The sequence below is a fragment of the Paenibacillus sp. J22R67 genome (assembly GCF_059692175.1).
Genome location: NZ_JCAUAX010000003.1, coordinates 935,517 through 953,310 on the forward strand (window position 1 = coordinate 935,517; position 17,794 = coordinate 953,310).

A 17,794-nucleotide genomic window follows, 5' to 3' on the forward strand; every position below is an offset into this window, starting at 1 on the left:
AAGCAAGGTGTGGTAGGAATGAGCGATAAGCCTTTATTAGTCATCGTCGGTTCTGGGCCGGGAGTAAGCTCAGATATAGCCAAGAAATTTGGAAGCAATGGCTTCCGAGTAGTTCTCATAGCAAGAACCAAACCATCATTGGAAAGCAGCTTGAAAGATCTTCGACAGTTATTTATTGAATCGCACGGAATTTCAGCAGATGCATCGGATCCAGAGTCATTAAAAACAGCCTTTGAACAAATAAAAAATCAATATGGAGCCACCGATGTGTTGGTATATAATGCAGCACACATCGTACCAGGGGATCCCCTTTCGATAACCGAACACCAGCTTATTGAAGATTTTAAGGTAAACACTGTCGGTGCGCTGACCAGCGCTCAACAAGTCATCCCGGATATGGTCGAACGAAGACAAGGGACGCTCTTTTTCACAGGAGGCGATATTGCGCTGATTCCAAACCCACTTTATGCTTCTTTATCCGTTGGCAAAGCCGCACTCCACTCGCTTGCGCATTCAATGGCTGAGACGTTATCTCCATACGGAATTTATGTAGGTCAGGTTCTAATCGCTGATCATGTTAAAAAGGGGACGTTTTACGATCCGGACAGGATAGCCGATGTGTATTGGGAATTATATAACAAAAAAGACCAGAGGGAATATTTGTTTAGGGAGTGATTATTGACGTTGTTATATTCAACGAACGTAAGAACTATAGTTCAATCACGACATGAAGGCAGCCGCACACGATCGGCTGCCTTTGCCTGTTGAAGTAACGGGCAGAAAAACGTAATAATTAACTTGATTATTTTAGATTTTCCCGATTACAATAAAGTAAATATTTGGTATATATAACTGGCGAAACGTGGAGTACCACGAGGAAGCACATATTTCATACGCCGTTCGCCTGGGCAAAGTATTTGATCTAAGATCAGATGCTTTTTTTTGTATCCATCCATGAAAGGGACGGTGTTATGGAATGAAATTAGCTTATATTCTTTTTGACAAGATGACAACATTGGATTTTGTCGGTTTCTATGACGCAGTATCTTGGCTAAAAATTCTAAATGCTAAAGAAGATGTGTCATGGGATCTGTGTGCAAAGCGCGAGGAGATTACAGATGATCGTGGTATGACAATAAAGATAAAGCATATTAGCCCAGATTTGTCTAAGTATGATTTGATATTTATCCCCGGCGGAATGTCTACTAGAGAATTGAGATACGGTAAAGAGTTTGTTTCTTGGATACAAAGTGCTCGAGATGTGGAATACAAAGTGTCTGTTTGTACAGGTGCTTTGCTTTTAGGTGCCGCTGGGTTCTTAACAGATAAAATGGCGACAACGAACCCATCTGCATACGAATTGTTGACTCCTTATTGCGCAGAGGTTATTAAGGCCCGATTTGTACGGGATGGGAATATTTTTACTGGTGGAGGCGTTTCTGCTTCAATTGATTTAGGATTGTATCTTGTTGAATCACTTACGAATATGGAAGTGGTTAAAAAGGTCCAAAAGCTGATGGATTAACCTTACTATCAGGCGGGGAAATTGTCTAATATTTTCATGCCACACACTAGTAATGAAAACTGTTAACTTAAGGATCACGATTGAATGTTGTACTAATTTAATAGCTTTCTATATTCAAGGGGGGAACAGGTTTGATTATACGTTTATTGGAAGATAATGACCGAAGTCATGTTGAGAATATTATGGCAAATCATCCGCTTCAATTTCCAAATTTCATCATTGAGAAATACCCACTTAGGTGGGCTGAGTTTCTGGAGAAACAGGATAATAAGATTTGCGGGTATTACGTGGCACATACCGATATTGTTCTCGGTCATGCTGGATATATTTTCGATTTTGAAAAAGGTCTTTATGAAATAGTTGGGGTAGCAGTTCATAAGGATAGTCAACGTAAGGGGATAGGAAAAGCGTTACTTGAAACTATATGTAATCAGGTTCAACTACTTGGCGGGAACAAGGTGATTCTACATACTTTGGGGCATGATGCTCAGGAAATACATTAATGATATATGATAAACAGCATCCGGCGTAGTGCCATTCCAGCTCGGAAAATATAGGGCACCACAGTATATTTGTACGTGCCTTTCCATGAATAGATCCTTTCACATACACAAATAATGTAACTAGTACGTGAAGGAGGCCGGAAAATGAATAATCAACGCGCACAAGAGATTGCAGTTTCACCTACCATGGTTGATGTCACTTATAACGGGAAGCCAATCTACATTCAACATGTCGACGAAGAGAATGAAACCGCAAGAGTTTATCCTTTGGATCAACAAGAAAATGAGCAAAGCGTCCCTTTAAGCAGTTTAGTCGAGAGCTCTCAAATGTTAGATATGGAAGACATTAAAATGGTATGCCCATCCCCTAAATAATTGAAAAGATGATATTAAATGCGTACCTATTGCAACCGAGAGTTCAATATCAACATGAGAAGGCAACGGACTAAATCGGATCCGTTGCCTTTTCTCAACGAAGGGCAGTTTAGCTTCAAGACTGACTTTGCGTAGCCTCTTTCCGCGAATAGCGCCGCCGCCGAATGAAGGAACAGCTTGCGCCGCTCCTCGCAATATGCCATGCGCGGCCGGACCGCTATCACATGGCCAGTGACGGACGTCCGCTCTCGGGACTGTTTGGCAGAGCTCTCATTTCGACACGGCGCAATCGGCGTAAGCCTGTGGCGGAAAGTCCGCGCGCTGCGAGCTTGCCAGCATCAACCCTCGATTTCGGCTCGAAGCTCATCTGCGGTCAGCTTTGGTGCCTGCAGATGCGGATAATGGCCGAGACCAGGGAGAATCGTAAGCTTTAAATTATTACGCTCAGCGAACTCGACGCCCATTTCCTTCATGACGTAGCTATCCTTTTCGCCCCACACGACTTTTACGGGCACTTTGAGCTTCGTCATATTGGCTTCAAAATAGTCCTGGTCGCGGGTGAAGTGAGAGTAGTAGTGATAGAACGCGTCGGCCGCAGTGATATCGCCGTCCCACCCTTTCGCTATATCGTCCCTAAACTCTTGGGGCAACATGTAGCGCTTTTCTGTCGGATTGTCGCGGAAGAACGTGTTTTCCAGGATTTCATCTCGGGTCTGGTTCATCGCAGCACGCACGACATCGGACGAGGGCTTAGATTTCAGGGCCGCAAGGTTTTCCCACATGTACTGCGGCCGGTTGAACGGCGCAAAATCTCCGACGATGATCTTCCTCGCGATATGTGGCTGTTCCAGGGCGGCCAGCAACACCGGCAAAGCCCCAATATCGGTCGCGTAAATCACCAGCTTCGAGCTGTCGATACCGGAAGCGCGGATATATTGTTCCAACACCTGGGCATAGTCTTTCGGTGCGTAGGAAAAGCGCTCGGCGCTCGGACGTGAGGATTGTCCGTAACCAGGCCAGTCAAACGCATGAACCTCATAATCGCTGGACAGAGATTCGGCAATCTGCTTCCACGAATATATCGATTCTGGGAAGCCGTGTAGGAACAACACCGTAGCCTTTGGATGGACAGGACGATAGACCATATGACGAAGCTTGATATCCGAATTGACCTGCAACTCGTCAATCTCCATCTTTGGCGACGGTGCTAGTTCCAGTTTTGCGGCTCCTGCCGCCTTTGTGGTGTCTAGGTTCATAAGATTTTTCCGCCTTTACCTTTATAATCTCTTGCATAGATGCGGCCTTGTCCACGATCGATGTGACGCTCTGTAAAGTTAGTGTTCATTGTGTTGTTCCCATCCTTCTAGTTAATGTACTTAAATATGATGTTCTGTCTTTTGAGCTGGATGAAATTTTCCATAATGATAACAGCTAAGTCCATCCTAATAAATAGGCTTACTTCTGCTGATTCAGGAGTAAGCCTATAAGTATGAAAGCTTTAAACATACATATCTTGCAATCCTGGGCTATGCTCATTTGGCATGTCAGGTAAGTTAGGCACTGGGAATCCCATCGGTGGCGGGGTAACTAATAGCTGGCCTTTATTTCTACTTGGCGATGCACCTTGGAAAACCTCACCAATGCGCGTATCATCTAAACGGAAATTAAACTGCATATTATGATAACCCATATCTACAAATTTTCTGCATTCCGGATACTTATTAATATCGTAATTAGGAACTGGGAAAAGTTTTCCCCAATCTACACCTAACGTTTCTAAAGCTTTAGCAAAAGCATTTTGATGTGCATTGTCTCGAACGATGAGGAACCCAATTGTCTCACGGAACGTTTTATTGGAGCTCATCTCATAAATTCTACTTTTTTGGAGTACTCCCGTAGATTCGAGTACTAAATTATCCAATAGATCAGCAATCAAATTACCATGTGAATACACCCAGGAGCCATTCCATGGGTTTCCACCTGCATCGACCGGTAAGGAAGCTTGAGCGCCGACAATGAAATGGTGGGGATTTGCATATTTGACGGCTTCATCAAGAGGTGCCCCATTGATACCTGAATTCCCTACACCTGTGGAGTTACCAGAATCGTTCAGTAATTGATTTATCGTATTTTGAACCAGTTCCACATGAGAAATTTCTTCTAGAAAGACCCCACGGATTAAGTCACGATATTGAGTAGCTTTGCCTCGAAAATTAGAGCTTTGAAAAAAATATTGCATCATGGTTCTCATCTCACCATAGTGTCCGCCAAGTGCTTCTTGTAAAACTTTAGCTGCAGCTGGATCTGGTTGGTCTGGAACAATTTGATTAATAAGTTCTTCTTTATAATAGTACATATATTCACTCATTTCCTTTGAAATTGAATTCTCGGGGCTGAATTAATAACCGCCTAGAAAAGACGGCTATTTGGAAAACTGTATGTTCACGATTCCGCTTTTTAAACCAGCTAAACCGACTAACCCTAGAAGGCCAAGCCAGCCCCAATTGGAATCATTGTCATCGGTAGCAGCATTAGTTCTATAAGTAGGTGTTGAATTTGTCCCGTAACTATTAGTAGTAGTCGTACCGTTAACTGAACTATATCCGTTATTTACCGATCCAGTCATACCTGTATTATCCGCGGCACTCGATACCCCTGTACACAACAGAAACATAAAACAGATACTTAAAAAAACATAAAGGCCTTCTTTTTCATTTGGCTTCTCTCCTTCATACAATTTGTTTACACGTTTGTTCTCTCCTTTATGTAAATCAATTATACGAATGAGAGATTACCGAAGTAGTCCACTAAATGGAAGGTGTAGATTGTTCCGAAAAACATATAATATTGATGTTCCAATACTTAAGATGGGTGGGCTAAAGTCATGACGAACCAAAAAAAGAGTATTGAATCAGCAAAGCAAAAAAACCAAAAACCAAATCAAAACAGTAGTAAAAAAAGTAGCAGCAATAATGGTATTGATGATGCAAATATTAATTCAGGTGGTTAATAAATTTATTTCAACAACTTAATAAACTGATCAAACAACCTCACTTCAAAGAAGTGAGGTTGTGCTAGGTTTCAGGTACTAATGAGTTACGAGGGTGTCTGATTTTTAACCACTGATAGAAAAAGATAATAATAATAAAAGTGTCAATTGCATCCCCGCCATAATACATAAGCTTAGCGCCGTTTTCCGCTTGAATGGCTGATATTCCAAGTGGGGGGTTCACATAAATGGTTTTAGATAATATGCCATGTGCGGCTATGGTAAATATAAAGATAATACCACGGTAAACGTAGCTAGTTCGATGGGGTGGTCTGTCGATGTAAATCATTGAGATTGTGAATAGGTAACCTGCAGTAAATATATGTAGATGAACTATTAAATGTAAAATTGAAAACTTGTGCATGTTCGAATATAAGTTGGTTGTGTATAAGATACATAGTCCACCGATGTTTAATATTGAAGCTACTGAAGGATCGCTAAACATACGAAACGGCATGCCTCTTAGTATCCTTGAAATCCTACGAGCAGATTGTAGGGGGAGAGTCCTTAAGATGAGAGTCATAGGTGCTGCAAGTGCAATGAATAGAGGAGCCAGCATCCCAAGAAGTAAATGACCTATCATGTGTGCTGTGAAGTTTATGTGTGAAAGATTTGCTATAGGGCCAACAACAGATAGCGTAATACATAGTAAACCTATTAACCAGTAGATATAACGTGAGAAGGGCCATTGCTTATAGGTGCGACTGGATATGACTGCAGCGTACAGATAAAAAAATAACACACCTAAAAATAGGAGTATGAGGATAAAGTCAGAGTTTGCGCCACCGCCATGAGTAAAATGATCATTTGTCATCCGAAGGTGCCCTCTCGACATGAACATTAATACGGGAATGAATAGTTAAAATGATTCCAATGAAAAGCATAATTATAGCGCTAATATTCCATATGGTATCGTAAATGATGACATTTGGGATGTAACGGATTTGATGAAGTCGCAAGATTTTATGTTGGATTGTTCCATCATATAGTTGGAAAAAGCCAGCACCTAGTAAAATGCCGCTAACCCACCTTTTTAGGTGTAGGGCTTTTCTTCGTCGAAGATCTGCAAACATAAATAACGACCCAACCGTCACAAACCAACTAAAAGCGTGAAACAAACCATCGGAAATCAAACCAATTTGGGTCGTGGATTTGTCGTAGAAATGATGCCAATGCAAGAGTTGATGAAATACTGTTTCATCGATAAAGCCGACTAAACCAAGGCCAAATAATATACCCGACCACAGATTACGGTTAGCTGTTTCCACTTTTTATAACTCCTTTTGATATTTTCCAGCTACATATCTTATTTTTAATTTGCCCTGTTTATGGAATTGTAACCACTTATAGATTCAAGAGGATGATAAATTGAAATAGGAGGTGAACTTGCGGAGACCGTAGCATAAATGACAGGTGAGGTCATTACGCTAACTCAGAACGAGAATTAAGCGAATGTAACATAATTGAAATCTTACATTCATGTGATATTAAAATATAAACCTTAGACCCTCAGCCCGTTGCTGTGGGTCTCTTTTTTGCTATTCAACTATTGGGCAGCATTGCGGATTCAAAAGGATATTTCAAGGAAATGCGAAATTTATTTCATAATATTTAATGAGAGGAAACAAAAAATGATTACATTAGAATTAATGAATACAACTGAATTCCAGATGTAAAAAAACACCCATTCCGGTAAGTGTGGTAAAGGTGAGAAAGCGTAGGAGCATTTAATACCATATTCTTAAATTAATGTAAGCGACCGTAGTTAACAGCCTATTTGTTTGAAACTAATAGTCCTGTTATCCAGATTGAATCTGAGAAATTTCTATAAAAACCTAAAATTGCTCCGGTAATAGCCCCTAAACATATGCTGAATCTCATACTCATATTGTTGTTCATTTCCACCACCAATATTTTGGATTTATCCTAGAAAATATTTGTTAGAGGTGCCAAAAGGTACTATTGTTTACCGCTTAAGGATTGAACACACGAAGCATTTGAGTTTCTTTCCTTTGACTTGCTGAATATTATCACAGTATGCGCATTTCATGGTAAGTCCCCCCTGATGGTTATTATGTCCCAGGTGCTGGGAATTAATGAATAAAGAGGAGTTGCATAAAAAAACCAAACAAAAAAAAACACCTTACCGGATTGGAACGGTAAGGTGGTAAAGGGGAGTAACCGAAGGAGCGCTTAATAATATATTCCAGCATCACTGAGAGTGACGTAGTTAAGAGCCTATTTTGGGTAGTTCAATTGGACTTCATGTTTCTATTTTAGGAACTTGGATCCTTCTAGTAAAACCGCATCTTTATCGACCGCAATTACACCCACCGCTGGGATATATACAGCCATTGTATCTTCGTCAACATTTATATAGTGGCCAGGAACATATGTCCCTTGAATAAAGGTGTGAATAATTCTCTTTAACATGCAAAGCGGTTATCCGAATTCTTGAAAAATGACCAAAGAAGTAAACACGATTTTTTGCCCAAAGTTCTTGAACAATTAAGTGAAGAATTGATCCAATAACATGGAGGAACGGTTTAGCATAAGGGAACGTTCTTTTCATTGCGCTAACTGGAAAACTTTAGCATATTAAGACTGGGAAGCAGCCGGCCACTATGATCGGCTGTTTTTTCTCAACTAATAAGTTGGTATCACGAAAGTCATTGCTCTAGACTTGAAAATTGTTGATACGCTCCCTCGAAGATTTCATCCCGAAGTTAGAATAACCAAAGGAGAGGACGAGGAGGTTTTCGCTGGTGGAAAAAGAATAGGGCGTGCGCAAACAAAGGTGAGGTATCCATCACCCAAAAATCGGAGTGGAGTCCCATAATTTCTCGTCTATGTTTAAGAGACATACCGGATTTACCCCAAGGTGTACCAACAAATGATGGGCAATAAGTAAGATCCGCTAAATGTTTATCATTTAGCGGATGCGGATGGCTCATGAGGTAACCTATCAAACATTGGGAAACAGAAGGGGTACCCCCTTCTGTTCTATAAAAAATAGAAGAGACCTCTTACCAACACTTCTTTCCTGTTGGTTGAGGTCTTTATTTTTAAGTTATAAGGTGAGCTCCATAGGGAGACACAATCGCCTCATGAATGTAGATTTGAATGAAAGTTGACAATATTGGATTACACTTGTAATATATAAATATGCAGATTACAAGTGTAATCCATAATCTGGTTAATAAAGGTGGTATGTCAATGAAAGAAACACCTAAGATTTCGGAAGCCGAATGGCAGATCATGCGAGTACTTTGGTCCAAAACTTCTAGTACGGCGAATGAAATTATTGAAGCACTTGAAGAGTCAACGGATTGGAGCCCGAAGACGATACGCACGATGCTGAATCGGTTAGTCCAGAAGCAAGTTATTGCTTATCAACAGGGTAATCGCAACTATGAATATTACCCGCTTGTCAGTCAGGAAGACAGTGTGAAACAGGAGACGGAGTCCTTTTTTAAACGAATTTTCGGAATGGGACGATCTCCGTCGCTTGTTCATTTTTTGAGAGAAGAGAAATTATCGAAAGAAGATATTGAAGAGTTGAAGAAAATTTTGGATGAGAAGAAACCGATGTAACTTGTCCGATTCCACACGCACCAAGTGGAAATAGGGAGGCGTTTAACTTTGGTGATGCACGACCTTCAAGTAGGATTTCAATGGGTACTTACAACCTCTATGATGGCTGGGGTAATCGTTATATTGATTCTTTTGGCTAAATGGCTATTGAGAGACCGGTTAAAACCAAGATGGCAGTATGCTTTGTGGTTTTTAGTGATGATTAAGCTAGCTGTACCTTGGGATCCTCCCAATATCCTTAGTATTTACAATCTACCTCATATTAGTCATGTAATTGCGTTCAAGGCAGATACAATTGATCCTAACAAGAGATTTGTAGCTGAGCTTCAGAATTTGTCGGAAGTACAGGAGCCACGGCAGGATACACCGAAGGTGCAATCAAGTAACAACCTGTCGCAATCCAATCAAGTTAGCGAAATAACGCCAAATTTTCGATTGAGCGTGATGACCGTTAGTCTTTCCATCTGGTTCTTAGGTATTCTGGTGCTGATCATATACACATTTGGCATGAACAGACGTCAATATAACCAGATCATGAAGGGAAAAGTAGATCGGCAAGATTCGCGAATGTTGGAAATTCTTGAACGTTCAAAGAAGATCATGTCGGTCAATCAGAACGTCATATTGGTGCACTCGACCGTTGTACGGAGCCCATCGTTGTACGGCATGATGAAACCGAAACTGCTCTTACCTGTAAACGAGATCGAGACTATGAGTGATGAGCAACTGCAGTATATTATCATGCATGAGTTAGCACATCTAAAACGCAAGGATATTGCGGTGAATTGGTTATTTTACATGCTGCTTCTTATTCATTGGTTTAATCCATTTCTCTGGTATGCCTATTCGCGCATGAGAGAGGATCAAGAGTTAGCCTGTGACGCGCTTGTTTTAACGTATTTAGAGCCCCAACGATCATTGGAATATGGGCGAACGATTATTACGTTAATGGAGAGACTCTCGCACACTGTACGAACACCGGGATCAGCATCCTTCACGGGAAATAAGGCTCAACTGAAGAGGAGAATTCATATGATAAAATCATTCAAAAAAGGTTCATACCGTTGGTCTATTCTTGGTCTTGCAACAATTGTGGTCATTGGTGGCATCGCGTTGACAACGGCACGAAGCACGCATGCTCAGACTTCATTGGCTGCCCCAATAAGCACGGTTTCACCGAGCTCAACTGCTTCTACGGATACTAGCGCCAGTAAGCAAGATCCGTTAGATTCGATCCTTGAGCTTGCACAAGAAGGTAAAGTGAAAGGCAGTGAATTCGCCGCCAAGTCGTCACTTATTGATCAAGTGAAAGCAGCTTGGGGACAGCCAGATCAAGAAAATCCAGCAGGGGATGGCATTTATGCTACGTATTCAGATCGGGCAATTACATTTGGTTATAACAAAGGGAGCCAAATTTATGATGTTCGATCCTATGATAAGGACTTACAACTCATCACGCTAGCTCAGGTTAAGAGCAAAATGGGGCAAGCGACCACGGATAACATCGCTCAGCAGGAAGAAATTCTGACTTACGAACTCAATGAGCAGTTTCAATTGAAATTTATTTTTACGCTACCTGCACAGGAGCAAGGGGATGCGGTGTTAAATCATATCGCTGTTATCAGCAATCAGGCGGCGACAAATCTGATGGCAGATAATAATCAACCTTCCAAACCAACGGCTGCACCGGCAACAACGAATAGCAAATCTTCACTTCTGAAGCAAATGAAGGAACTAGCGACGAAGGGTGAGGCCAAGGGAGTTGCTGGCATTATCGTTGGTAAATCTTTGATTGATGATGTTCATAAATCCTGGGGAACACCTGATAAAGCCTCCTCAGCGGGTAACCCTTATGAGGCATATGCACCCGGCATGAACAAAGGTACAATTGAATTTGCCACAGGTCATGGTGATGTTGTGTATGAAATTCGATTAAGTGGTAGCGCGTTGGATGCTGTCAAGGATGGCAATGTTGTTACATATGGGGATCTCCTTCAAGTACTAGGCAAGCCTACTCAAACGGTTAGCCAAGGTAAGCAAGAGCTTCTCATCTATCAAACTGGGAATTATGAGCTGCGAATCGTACTTCCAGATCTTTCTGGAAATAAAAAAGCCGAAGTGAGCTCCATCTCGGTCTATTCACCTAAAGCAGCTGCATTTGATAAATAATGTGAAATGAAACTGCATGAGAATGACCTTACGACATGTCGTAAGGTCATTTATGTTTTTTGCTTTAAAACAAGTTATTTAACAACAGTAGTCAAGATAAATTCGCGTTGTGTTCCTTTTTCATATTGCACTTTTAATTCTTGATAAATAGAAGAAGAGTCATGAACAATGAATGCAAATTCTGTTGTTGAATTTTCATCCAACAGTCCATGATACTCCGTTGTAAGCTCAATGTTAATTTGATCGGAGTCTTTTTGACAGCGAATACGAATCAAATCATAAGCACCTTGTTTATAATCCAAACTCACCCCGTCATCATGATAGAGATCGAAACTGGGTTCCTTCTCAGAAGGATTAGCGGATATAATAGTTTATTTACAGCCCTTTCAGTGGGGCGGTTTTCCTTTGGCAGGATGATAAGAGATTATACTAACGGGACACGATAGTTGAACGGCTGCCGCGAAGCAGCCTTTGTTACGTAAGAAGAGGAGGTCGGAAGAATGCGAACTAAGTTTCAACTATGGGCAGAAAACAAAAAGAATGAACTTGAAAAGGAATCTATAAAGATGGAATATGAGGTCGTAAATCTAGATACAGAAGAAATAATTTTGTGGAAATACATTGAGAGGTTGCCAGATGAACCTGATTTCATCAATGAAATATTAGAGCAATTTTTCCACGTACTACAGACGGGGATAAAACCGTGATTCGTTACGTAACGGACTAAGCTACGACGGGACACGATAGTTTAACGTCAAAATACGTAGAAAGGAGAGTGAATTTATATGTAGATATGCGATGTATGGGTCATATAAAGACATTGATGCATGTTTTAATTGTAGAAACGTATTTAAACAAGCCTCAGATCTTGAACTTAGTGACACAGAGATTAGAAATAGGCAATTTAAATGTCCTCAATTGAGCGAAATCATGAATGATACGTGGCAAGATTTCAAGGTACCAAAACAAGATTATAAATTGCAATGGGCATAGGTAGAACTGTTATATAAAAGTGGATTTGCTTACCATTCCTGCGGATGCTTTGGGTCAGGTTATCAGCCGGCAAAATTATATCGGGGCAGCCGATTGCGTGCGGATGAATGCGGTAAAAGTCTCTCATTAGGCTGCCTCTGCGCTTCTAGGGAGAGCGCTTTTTTATGGAGTTAGGGATTACGATTAACAAATACAAAAACATTACAAGCTCACTTTCTGTCAATATTACAAACTCCTGCATGATAAAGAGTTGAATCAATGTAATGGAACCCTGAACGAAAAATTAGGATTTGTTTCGATTTAGAACGCAAGTGGAGTCCTCTACACCGGACGCAATAGTACATTGGATCACCTCGTAATACCATAATGCGAAAAGATAAATTATCTAAAAATAATTAAGTTGGGCAACCTTCGACGGTGTTACACAGGCAATTTACTGGGCCGAACCTATATGCGTATAGGGGCGCCTCTTTTTCAAATATTACGAGCAACTTCCGTTTCAAGGGCAAACATTTAGGGTCCTTTCTATATCCCAAATAAATAAAGAGACCATAAGTCTTAACTGACTTTCTGGTCACGCATTTTTGATTATAGTTCCTTATTTATGCCGTTCAAAATCAAGAGGTGGGGTGATAGACGGGTCTATCTGTAGCTTAAATTGAGTTGGAGACATTAATGCATATCGCCGGAACATATTGGAAAGGTAGAATTCATTTTTAAAGCCAACAGCCATAGCGATTTCTCTTAGGGATAGATTAGTTTCTTTAATTAATCTTTTTGTTTGTCGTATTCGGATAACGTTTAACTTTTCGATTAAAGTTAGTCCTGTTTCCCGTTTATACATCCTCGACAGGTTGCGATAGCTCACATGTAAAGCATTGGCAACATCATGGACTTTAAACTCTGTGGCATAATATTTTTCCAAGTAGAGGTCTGTTTGTTGAACGAGAAGGAAATTCACATTATGTTTCAATTCAACTGTTTTGTTTTGTTCAGGACGCCAGGCTTCATATATGTTGCTAAGCCAGTGGAGTAGGGTTGCTTGTATGGTTGACACACTCAAGTCACGATTTAGTTTCAGCAGCGGTAAGTTGTGCTCTGTCTCAACAGCAATTGGTCTAGGTTGTGAAAAGCATCGAATCCAGTCATTTCCGCAGCTGGTGGCTGCATGACTGGAATTAACATCAAGCAGTTGAAGTTGCCAGCGTAAGCAAAAGCCATCCTCTACTTCCTTAATTTCATGGTAGTGGCCATGTATTTGGCCAGGTGGAATTAAGTAGGATTGACCTGCTTCTATCCGAAAGGGAACACCGTTTAATGTCGTGATCGTGCTACCTTTCATGACATAATTAAACTCAAACCAAGGATGGCGATGTTCTTCACAGGTCCAATCCGGTTCATGATAAGCGGGTAATGCATCAAGAAGCACAAATGACATATCGTTAAAGGTAATAGGCTGCATGATGCATTTTTGCAGAGCACGCAGCTGTTCAACATAGCTCTCAATCAGAATAGACATGGGAACAGGATACTCCTTGCAGGATTTGGTGTATCTTTTCATTGTACCGCATCCCGGCAAGGTAAGAATACCCTGTTGATTACATTTCTAATAAATTTAGTTCCTTAACTGGCTGAGTGGGATCATCAGGAATCAAGAAGGTTAAGATCTCGCATTTCCCAAAGGTGGCTGACCATTTGCGGTTTAGGAAAGGTATTTCAATTGTTGCATCTGTCTTGAAGCCTGATGTCTCATAGCAGCGCAGCACGTAGCCATTTCCGTCCTCTGCTTTTTTGAATACTGGCGCAATGATTCCATCGTTGGAAATATGAATTCCGTCCATTTTTTGCGGCAGTGAACCGTGATGGTACGTTTCAATTATGGTGATTGGCGGTACATTAAGCTCATAGGCCTTCTTCACTATACTTGCTTCTTGCCATGTGCCTTCATGAGGCACCATAGTGTATTTAAATTCCTGAATCCCTTGATCCATATATTCGCATAAATCATCTCGCGAACCATGGTGGTAGCCGAAGTGGTCGGCAAAAATGGCTCCGCGTGCGACGGTCATACGAAGAGTATGCTCATTGACATCATAAGCATATTTACTGTCATTGAGCAGTGCAAATCCGTATTTCGCTTCGTTCTCATCGACATTAGCTTCGCTTATATCTACCCACTGCTGACCAGGCTTTTCCTCTCCATCTCCCGGTCTGACCATATAACCATATGGAATTTCATAAGTGGCCTCAGGCTGTTGGGCATTGATTGGGAATGCAAACTTAAGCATTTTATGCTTTTCTCGCCAGTCAAGCTGCACCTTTACTTCAATATCAGCACGATCGTGATAAAGATAGAAGTCTTGCTGCAGCACGGACTGATTATATCGACTGGTAATACGTATTCCTGCCCGTAGCTGACCCTCCTCCAATATTCGGAACTTCGCATCGGTGAACTGACCTATTAGGTTAGGAAACGATCGGAGTTCATGGCTCCAGGTATCTGAATCATACTCGTCGATAATTTGAGCGACAGCCCCTTTGCCGTTGAAAATATCAAGTTCAAGACGTTTGTCCCAAAGTTTGACGATACTGCCGTTATGGGGATCAAATTCAACACGGAGAAATTCGTTTTCCAAAAGTGTCGAGCTGACTGTAAGTGCTGCAGTAGGCAGCGGTTGCTCCTGGTTTTTCTTTTTGGAAATCCAGTAAACGCGGTAACCCATAGCCGGGATTCGGCCAATGAACATACTTCCCCACTTGTCATTTCTTCCGTTTGTACGTGAAGCGCGTATCGTTTGGCTTGCGATAGGCTGCTGGGTTTCATCTGTAATGCTCGTGAGCTCTGTTGTAAGATAAATTGGAGTATTCACTTCCCATGACAAGGGATTAAAGACGACTAGCGGGACGCCTAGATCCGCCTGCTCCCAGAGCATCCAATCGTTTTCCTTGCTTAGTGACTTTATTTCGGGCAGCATCGTATCAATCGACCAAGAGATTTTTTGCAACGCTGCATTAAGCGCGACAGCTGATATATTCAGTGCTTCGCCATAGGACTCGCGTGAGTCCTCGTAAGCTTCTTTAATGCTGCAGCCGCCCATTATATCATGGAACTGGTTGAACATGACGAGCTGCCAGGCGTGTTGAAGCTTTTCTTGCGGGTAAGGGAGTGCAAGGATATGATGGGTCAACGCTGAGAATTTTTCTGCTGTTAACAAGCGGTGCTCTGCCTTGCGGTTGTAAGCTTTCGTTTCCGAGTGGGCTGAATAACAGCCAATGGCGTGCAGCTGCAAATCCTCTTTTAGAGTAGGGATATCCAGATTCAGCTTCTCTACGTCAGCAAAAAATGCTTTCGGCGAACTGAACACGAGGTTGTCTTCTCCGTACTGCTTCTGCAGCTCTTCCAATTTAAGAAGTGCGGCAATTGTCGGTCCGCCGCCATGGTTTCCTACACCATAGAAAGACATAACAGGATTTCCCTCATTCTCAGCCAAATCAATATGCTTAAGGATTCGTTCTTCCATTCGCACAGGTCCTTGGTCTGTATAGCCGGTTGGCAAACGGAACGCCATAACACGTGTGCCATCCTCGCTTTCCCACCAGAATAGACTATTCGTGAGATCTTTCTCTTTAATATTCGGACGTTGAAACACATAGTAATCAAGCCCGCTCTTTTTCAATATTTGCGGTAGCATGCCATGATGACCGAAAGAATCGACATTATAGCCAACATTGGCCATGACGCCGAATTTTTCAAGGAAGTATCTTTGACTGTATAGGCCTTGTCTGGCAAAGGACTCTCCAGAAGGTAGATTGCAATCCGGTTGAATCCACCAGCCTCCGACGATGACCCATCTTCCTTCAGCAACGCGCTGTTGGATTTCTGCAAACATTTCAGGCGCATTTTCCTCAATCCATTGATAGTAGGCTGCGCAAGCACAGGTGAAGATGAAATCAGGAAATTCCTTAATTCTATCGAGTGCAGACCGGAAGGTTGCCTTAATCTCAGCATAACCTTCCTGCCATTGCCATAGCCACACAGGGTCCAAATGAGCGTTTCCGATAAGATGTAATTGCGTCTTCTTTTCCAATTATTTTTCCCTACTCTCTACAGTTTGGTTTATCGCGTCTTTTCATTTTCAATGTAACGGATTTGGAGATGGATAAGAATGTGAAATAATGACTTTCGTTTATAAAATTAAGCCAACTATATTTTTAGTTAGATCCTCCGTTAACACCTATTTTGGTTAATAGTCGGCCATATTTCTACATGAATCCTATCTATCCTATGTTTATATATGATTTGTAAGCGCACTCAAGGCTATTGACAAAGCTTCGGGCAAGAAATAGACTTTGTCATGAAGTTTCTAAAAAGGACAGATTGAAAGGGTGAAAAAGGTGAAAATTGTAATATTGGATGGACATACTCTGAATCCAGGAGACTTAAGCTGGGAGGAACTGCAGGCTATGGGGGAGGTTACGGTATATGAACGAACGCCCGCAGAGTTAATCGTGGAACGGTCAAAAGATGCGGATGTCCTATTCACGAATAAAACGCCGCTTTCATCAGATACGATTGACCAACTTCCTGATCTTCGTTATATCGGTGTACTGGCAACGGGTTACAATGTCGTCGATATTCAGGCCGCTTCGTACCAAAACATTCCCGTGACTAATGTTCCGACTTACGGTACGCCCTCCGTCGCTCAATTTGTACTTGCGCTGCTGTTGGAATTATGCCATCATATCGGGCTGCATAATGAGGCAGTGCGCAGTGGTGGATGGAGTCGCAGCGGCGATTTCTGCTTTAGCCTGAAGCCTTTGATTGAGCTCCAAGGGAAGACGATCGGCATCATCGGCTACGGCAGAATCGGCCAAGAGGTAGCAAAAGTATGCAGGGCCCTTGGCATGGAAGTGCTTGCAAGCACAAGCGGCCGCAATCCTCGTCCTGTTGAGGCGGACACCCGGTTCGTCCCGTTGGAGGAGCTGCTTGCCAATTCCGATGTCGTATCCCTGCACTGTCCGCTGCTTCCGGATACGCAGGGGTTGATTAATCGAGCAAGGCTATCACAAATGAAACCGACAGCGCTACTGCTTAACACTTCGCGAGGCGCATTAGTAGTGGAGCAGGATTTAGCGGATGCATTAAATGCAAACAGTATTGGCGGGGCGGGACTTGATGTGCTTAGCGTAGAACCGCCAGGGGCAGACAATCCGCTGCTTAGTGCACGGAATTGCATCATTACGCCGCACATAGCATGGGCGACGAAGGAAGCCCGCAGCCGACTTATGGCTGCGGCAGCGGAAAACCTTAGAGCATACATAGCGGGAAGTCCTATTCATGTAGTGAATGATATTGGCTAACCCATGAACGCCAACACAAATCTACATAAAAAGCTATTACACGCCTATAATAGGCGAGGTGTAATAGCTTTTTTTTCAATATGTGACGTAGCCATAAATGAAACAAGGTGGAGAAATGAAACAAAACCAAGATAGGAGCTAAAATGAAACGAACAATATGAAAGTGGGTGTTAATTTAGCGCTAAGGAAGTGTTATATTTTGAAAATGTTAACTTGATAGAAGAA

17 protein-coding genes, 1 pseudogene and 1 riboswitch are annotated in these 17,794 nt (G+C 41.9%); of the genes and pseudogenes, 9 read left to right on the forward strand and 9 right to left on the reverse strand.

What is annotated here, in order from left to right; genetic code table 11:
• The first annotated feature begins 18 nt into the window (after positions 1–18).
• The 4 genes and pseudogenes from AC58VC_RS16210 to AC58VC_RS16225 all read left to right on the forward strand — a co-directional run.
• Positions 19–675: an SDR family NAD(P)-dependent oxidoreductase gene (locus AC58VC_RS16210; protein ID WP_497369753.1), complete on the forward strand. Its 657-nt coding sequence runs from the start codon at positions 19–21 to the stop codon at positions 673–675.
• A 163-nt stretch (positions 676–838) separates the two neighbouring features.
• A riboswitch (ZMP/ZTP riboswitch) is annotated at positions 839–917 on the forward strand.
• A gap of 59 nt (positions 918–976) precedes the next feature.
• Positions 977–1,525: a DJ-1/PfpI family protein gene (locus AC58VC_RS16215; RefSeq protein ID WP_497369754.1), complete on the forward strand. Its 549-nt coding sequence runs from the start codon at positions 977–979 to the stop codon at positions 1,523–1,525.
• A gap of 131 nt (positions 1,526–1,656) precedes the next feature.
• A complete protein-coding gene (locus AC58VC_RS16220; RefSeq protein ID WP_497369755.1) occupies positions 1,657–2,028 on the forward strand; it encodes a GNAT family N-acetyltransferase in 372 nt (123 codons plus the stop codon).
• Between the two features lie 144 nt (positions 2,029–2,172).
• Positions 2,173–2,346, forward strand: a pseudogene (locus tag AC58VC_RS16225) (small acid-soluble spore protein H); the annotation flags it as partial.
• Positions 2,347–2,741: 395 nt separating this feature from the next.
• Here AC58VC_RS16225 and AC58VC_RS16230 read toward each other — a convergent pair.
• The 3 genes from AC58VC_RS16230 to AC58VC_RS16240 form a co-directional block, all read right to left on the reverse strand.
• Positions 2,742–3,659 (reverse strand): alpha/beta fold hydrolase, encoded by a 918-nt coding sequence (locus AC58VC_RS16230; protein WP_497369756.1) that lies wholly within the window; start codon positions 3,657–3,659, stop codon positions 2,742–2,744.
• Positions 3,660–3,901: 242 nt separating this feature from the next.
• Entirely contained in the window at positions 3,902–4,759 is an 858-nt protein-coding gene (locus AC58VC_RS16235; protein WP_497369823.1) for a manganese catalase family protein, read from the reverse strand.
• A gap of 66 nt (positions 4,760–4,825) precedes the next feature.
• On the reverse strand, positions 4,826–5,077 hold the full coding sequence (locus AC58VC_RS16240; RefSeq protein ID WP_497369757.1) for a WGxxGxxG family protein: 252 nt from the start codon (positions 5,075–5,077) through the stop codon (positions 4,826–4,828).
• A 210-nt stretch (positions 5,078–5,287) separates the two neighbouring features.
• Between AC58VC_RS16240 and AC58VC_RS16245 the strand changes: the two genes are divergently transcribed.
• The gene (locus AC58VC_RS16245) at positions 5,288–5,413 is read left to right on the forward strand and encodes a hypothetical protein (protein ID WP_268240221.1); all 126 of its coding nucleotides are present in this window, start codon (positions 5,288–5,290) and stop codon (positions 5,411–5,413) included.
• A gap of 64 nt (positions 5,414–5,477) precedes the next feature.
• Here the strand turns inward: AC58VC_RS16245 and AC58VC_RS16250 are convergent, their stop codons facing one another.
• Positions 5,478–6,266 (reverse strand): cytochrome c oxidase assembly protein, encoded by a 789-nt coding sequence (locus AC58VC_RS16250; RefSeq protein ID WP_497369758.1) that lies wholly within the window; start codon positions 6,264–6,266, stop codon positions 5,478–5,480.
• On the reverse strand, positions 6,256–6,720 hold the full coding sequence (locus AC58VC_RS16255; RefSeq protein ID WP_497369759.1) for a DUF2243 domain-containing protein: 465 nt from the start codon (positions 6,718–6,720) through the stop codon (positions 6,256–6,258). Before AC58VC_RS16255 ends, AC58VC_RS16250 begins: the two co-directional genes overlap by 11 nt.
• A 1,948-nt stretch (positions 6,721–8,668) precedes the next feature.
• Between AC58VC_RS16255 and AC58VC_RS16260 the strand changes: the two genes are divergently transcribed.
• Complete coding sequence (locus AC58VC_RS16260; protein WP_497369760.1) at positions 8,669–9,046, forward strand: BlaI/MecI/CopY family transcriptional regulator; 378 nt, start codon at positions 8,669–8,671, stop codon at positions 9,044–9,046.
• Between the two features lie 54 nt (positions 9,047–9,100).
• Positions 9,101–11,215, forward strand: coding sequence for a M56 family metallopeptidase (locus tag AC58VC_RS16265; RefSeq protein WP_497369824.1), 2,115 nt, complete (start codon positions 9,101–9,103; stop codon positions 11,213–11,215).
• A gap of 74 nt (positions 11,216–11,289) precedes the next feature.
• Here the strand turns inward: AC58VC_RS16265 and AC58VC_RS16270 are convergent, their stop codons facing one another.
• Positions 11,290–11,583, reverse strand: coding sequence for a DUF5110 domain-containing protein (locus AC58VC_RS16270; protein ID WP_497369825.1), 294 nt, complete (start codon positions 11,581–11,583; stop codon positions 11,290–11,292).
• Positions 11,584–11,715: 132 nt separating this feature from the next.
• On the opposite strand from AC58VC_RS16270, the gene AC58VC_RS16275 reads away from it, so the two are divergent.
• Positions 11,716–11,922, forward strand: a complete 207-nt coding sequence (locus AC58VC_RS16275) for a hypothetical protein (RefSeq protein ID WP_497369761.1) — start codon at positions 11,716–11,718, stop codon at positions 11,920–11,922.
• A gap of 495 nt (positions 11,923–12,417) precedes the next feature.
• Here AC58VC_RS16275 and AC58VC_RS16280 read toward each other — a convergent pair whose 3' ends face one another.
• From AC58VC_RS16280 to AC58VC_RS16290, 3 genes are all read right to left on the reverse strand, one after another.
• Entirely contained in the window at positions 12,418–12,573 is a 156-nt protein-coding gene (locus AC58VC_RS16280; protein WP_497369762.1) for a DUF3973 domain-containing protein, read from the reverse strand.
• A 233-nt stretch (positions 12,574–12,806) separates the two neighbouring features.
• Entirely contained in the window at positions 12,807–13,727 is a 921-nt protein-coding gene (locus AC58VC_RS16285; protein WP_497369763.1) for a helix-turn-helix transcriptional regulator, read from the reverse strand.
• 79 nt (positions 13,728–13,806) lie between these two features.
• On the reverse strand, positions 13,807–16,296 hold the full coding sequence (locus AC58VC_RS16290) for an alpha-mannosidase (protein ID WP_497369764.1): 2,490 nt from the start codon (positions 16,294–16,296) through the stop codon (positions 13,807–13,809).
• Between the two features lie 307 nt (positions 16,297–16,603).
• Between AC58VC_RS16290 and AC58VC_RS16295 the strand changes: the two genes are divergently transcribed.
• Positions 16,604–17,569 carry a D-2-hydroxyacid dehydrogenase gene (locus AC58VC_RS16295; RefSeq protein WP_497369765.1) on the forward strand — a complete coding sequence of 322 codons (966 nt, stop codon included), beginning with the start codon at positions 16,604–16,606 and terminating at the stop codon, positions 17,567–17,569.
• The last annotated feature ends 225 nt before the right edge of the window (positions 17,570–17,794 follow it).

Bases quoted from the DNA above. Each gene is read 5' to 3' on its own strand.
- AC58VC_RS16210 (WP_497369753.1), top strand. From the start codon at position 19: ATGAGCGATAAGCCTTTATTAGTCATCGTCGGTTCTGGGCCGGGAGTA.
- AC58VC_RS16215 (WP_497369754.1), top strand. From the start codon at position 977: ATGAAATTAGCTTATATTCTTTTTGACAAGATGACAACATTGGATTTT.
- AC58VC_RS16230 (WP_497369756.1), bottom strand. From the start codon at position 3,659: ATGAACCTAGACACCACAAAGGCGGCAGGAGCCGCAAAACTGGAACTA.
- AC58VC_RS16235 (WP_497369823.1), bottom strand. From the start codon at position 4,759: ATGTACTATTATAAAGAAGAACTTATTAATCAAATTGTTCCAGACCAA.
- AC58VC_RS16240 (WP_497369757.1), bottom strand. From the start codon at position 5,077: ATGTTTCTGTTGTGTACAGGGGTATCGAGTGCCGCGGATAATACAGGT.
- AC58VC_RS16245 (WP_268240221.1), top strand. From the start codon at position 5,288: ATGACGAACCAAAAAAAGAGTATTGAATCAGCAAAGCAAAAAAACCAA.
- AC58VC_RS16250 (WP_497369758.1), bottom strand. From the start codon at position 6,266: ATGACAAATGATCATTTTACTCATGGCGGTGGCGCAAACTCTGACTTT.
- AC58VC_RS16260 (WP_497369760.1), top strand. From the start codon at position 8,669: ATGAAAGAAACACCTAAGATTTCGGAAGCCGAATGGCAGATCATGCGA.
- AC58VC_RS16265 (WP_497369824.1), top strand. From the start codon at position 9,101: ATGCACGACCTTCAAGTAGGATTTCAATGGGTACTTACAACCTCTATG.
- AC58VC_RS16275 (WP_497369761.1), top strand. From the start codon at position 11,716: ATGCGAACTAAGTTTCAACTATGGGCAGAAAACAAAAAGAATGAACTT.
- AC58VC_RS16280 (WP_497369762.1), bottom strand. From the start codon at position 12,573: ATGGTATTACGAGGTGATCCAATGTACTATTGCGTCCGGTGTAGAGGA.
- AC58VC_RS16285 (WP_497369763.1), bottom strand. From the start codon at position 13,727: ATGTCTATTCTGATTGAGAGCTATGTTGAACAGCTGCGTGCTCTGCAA.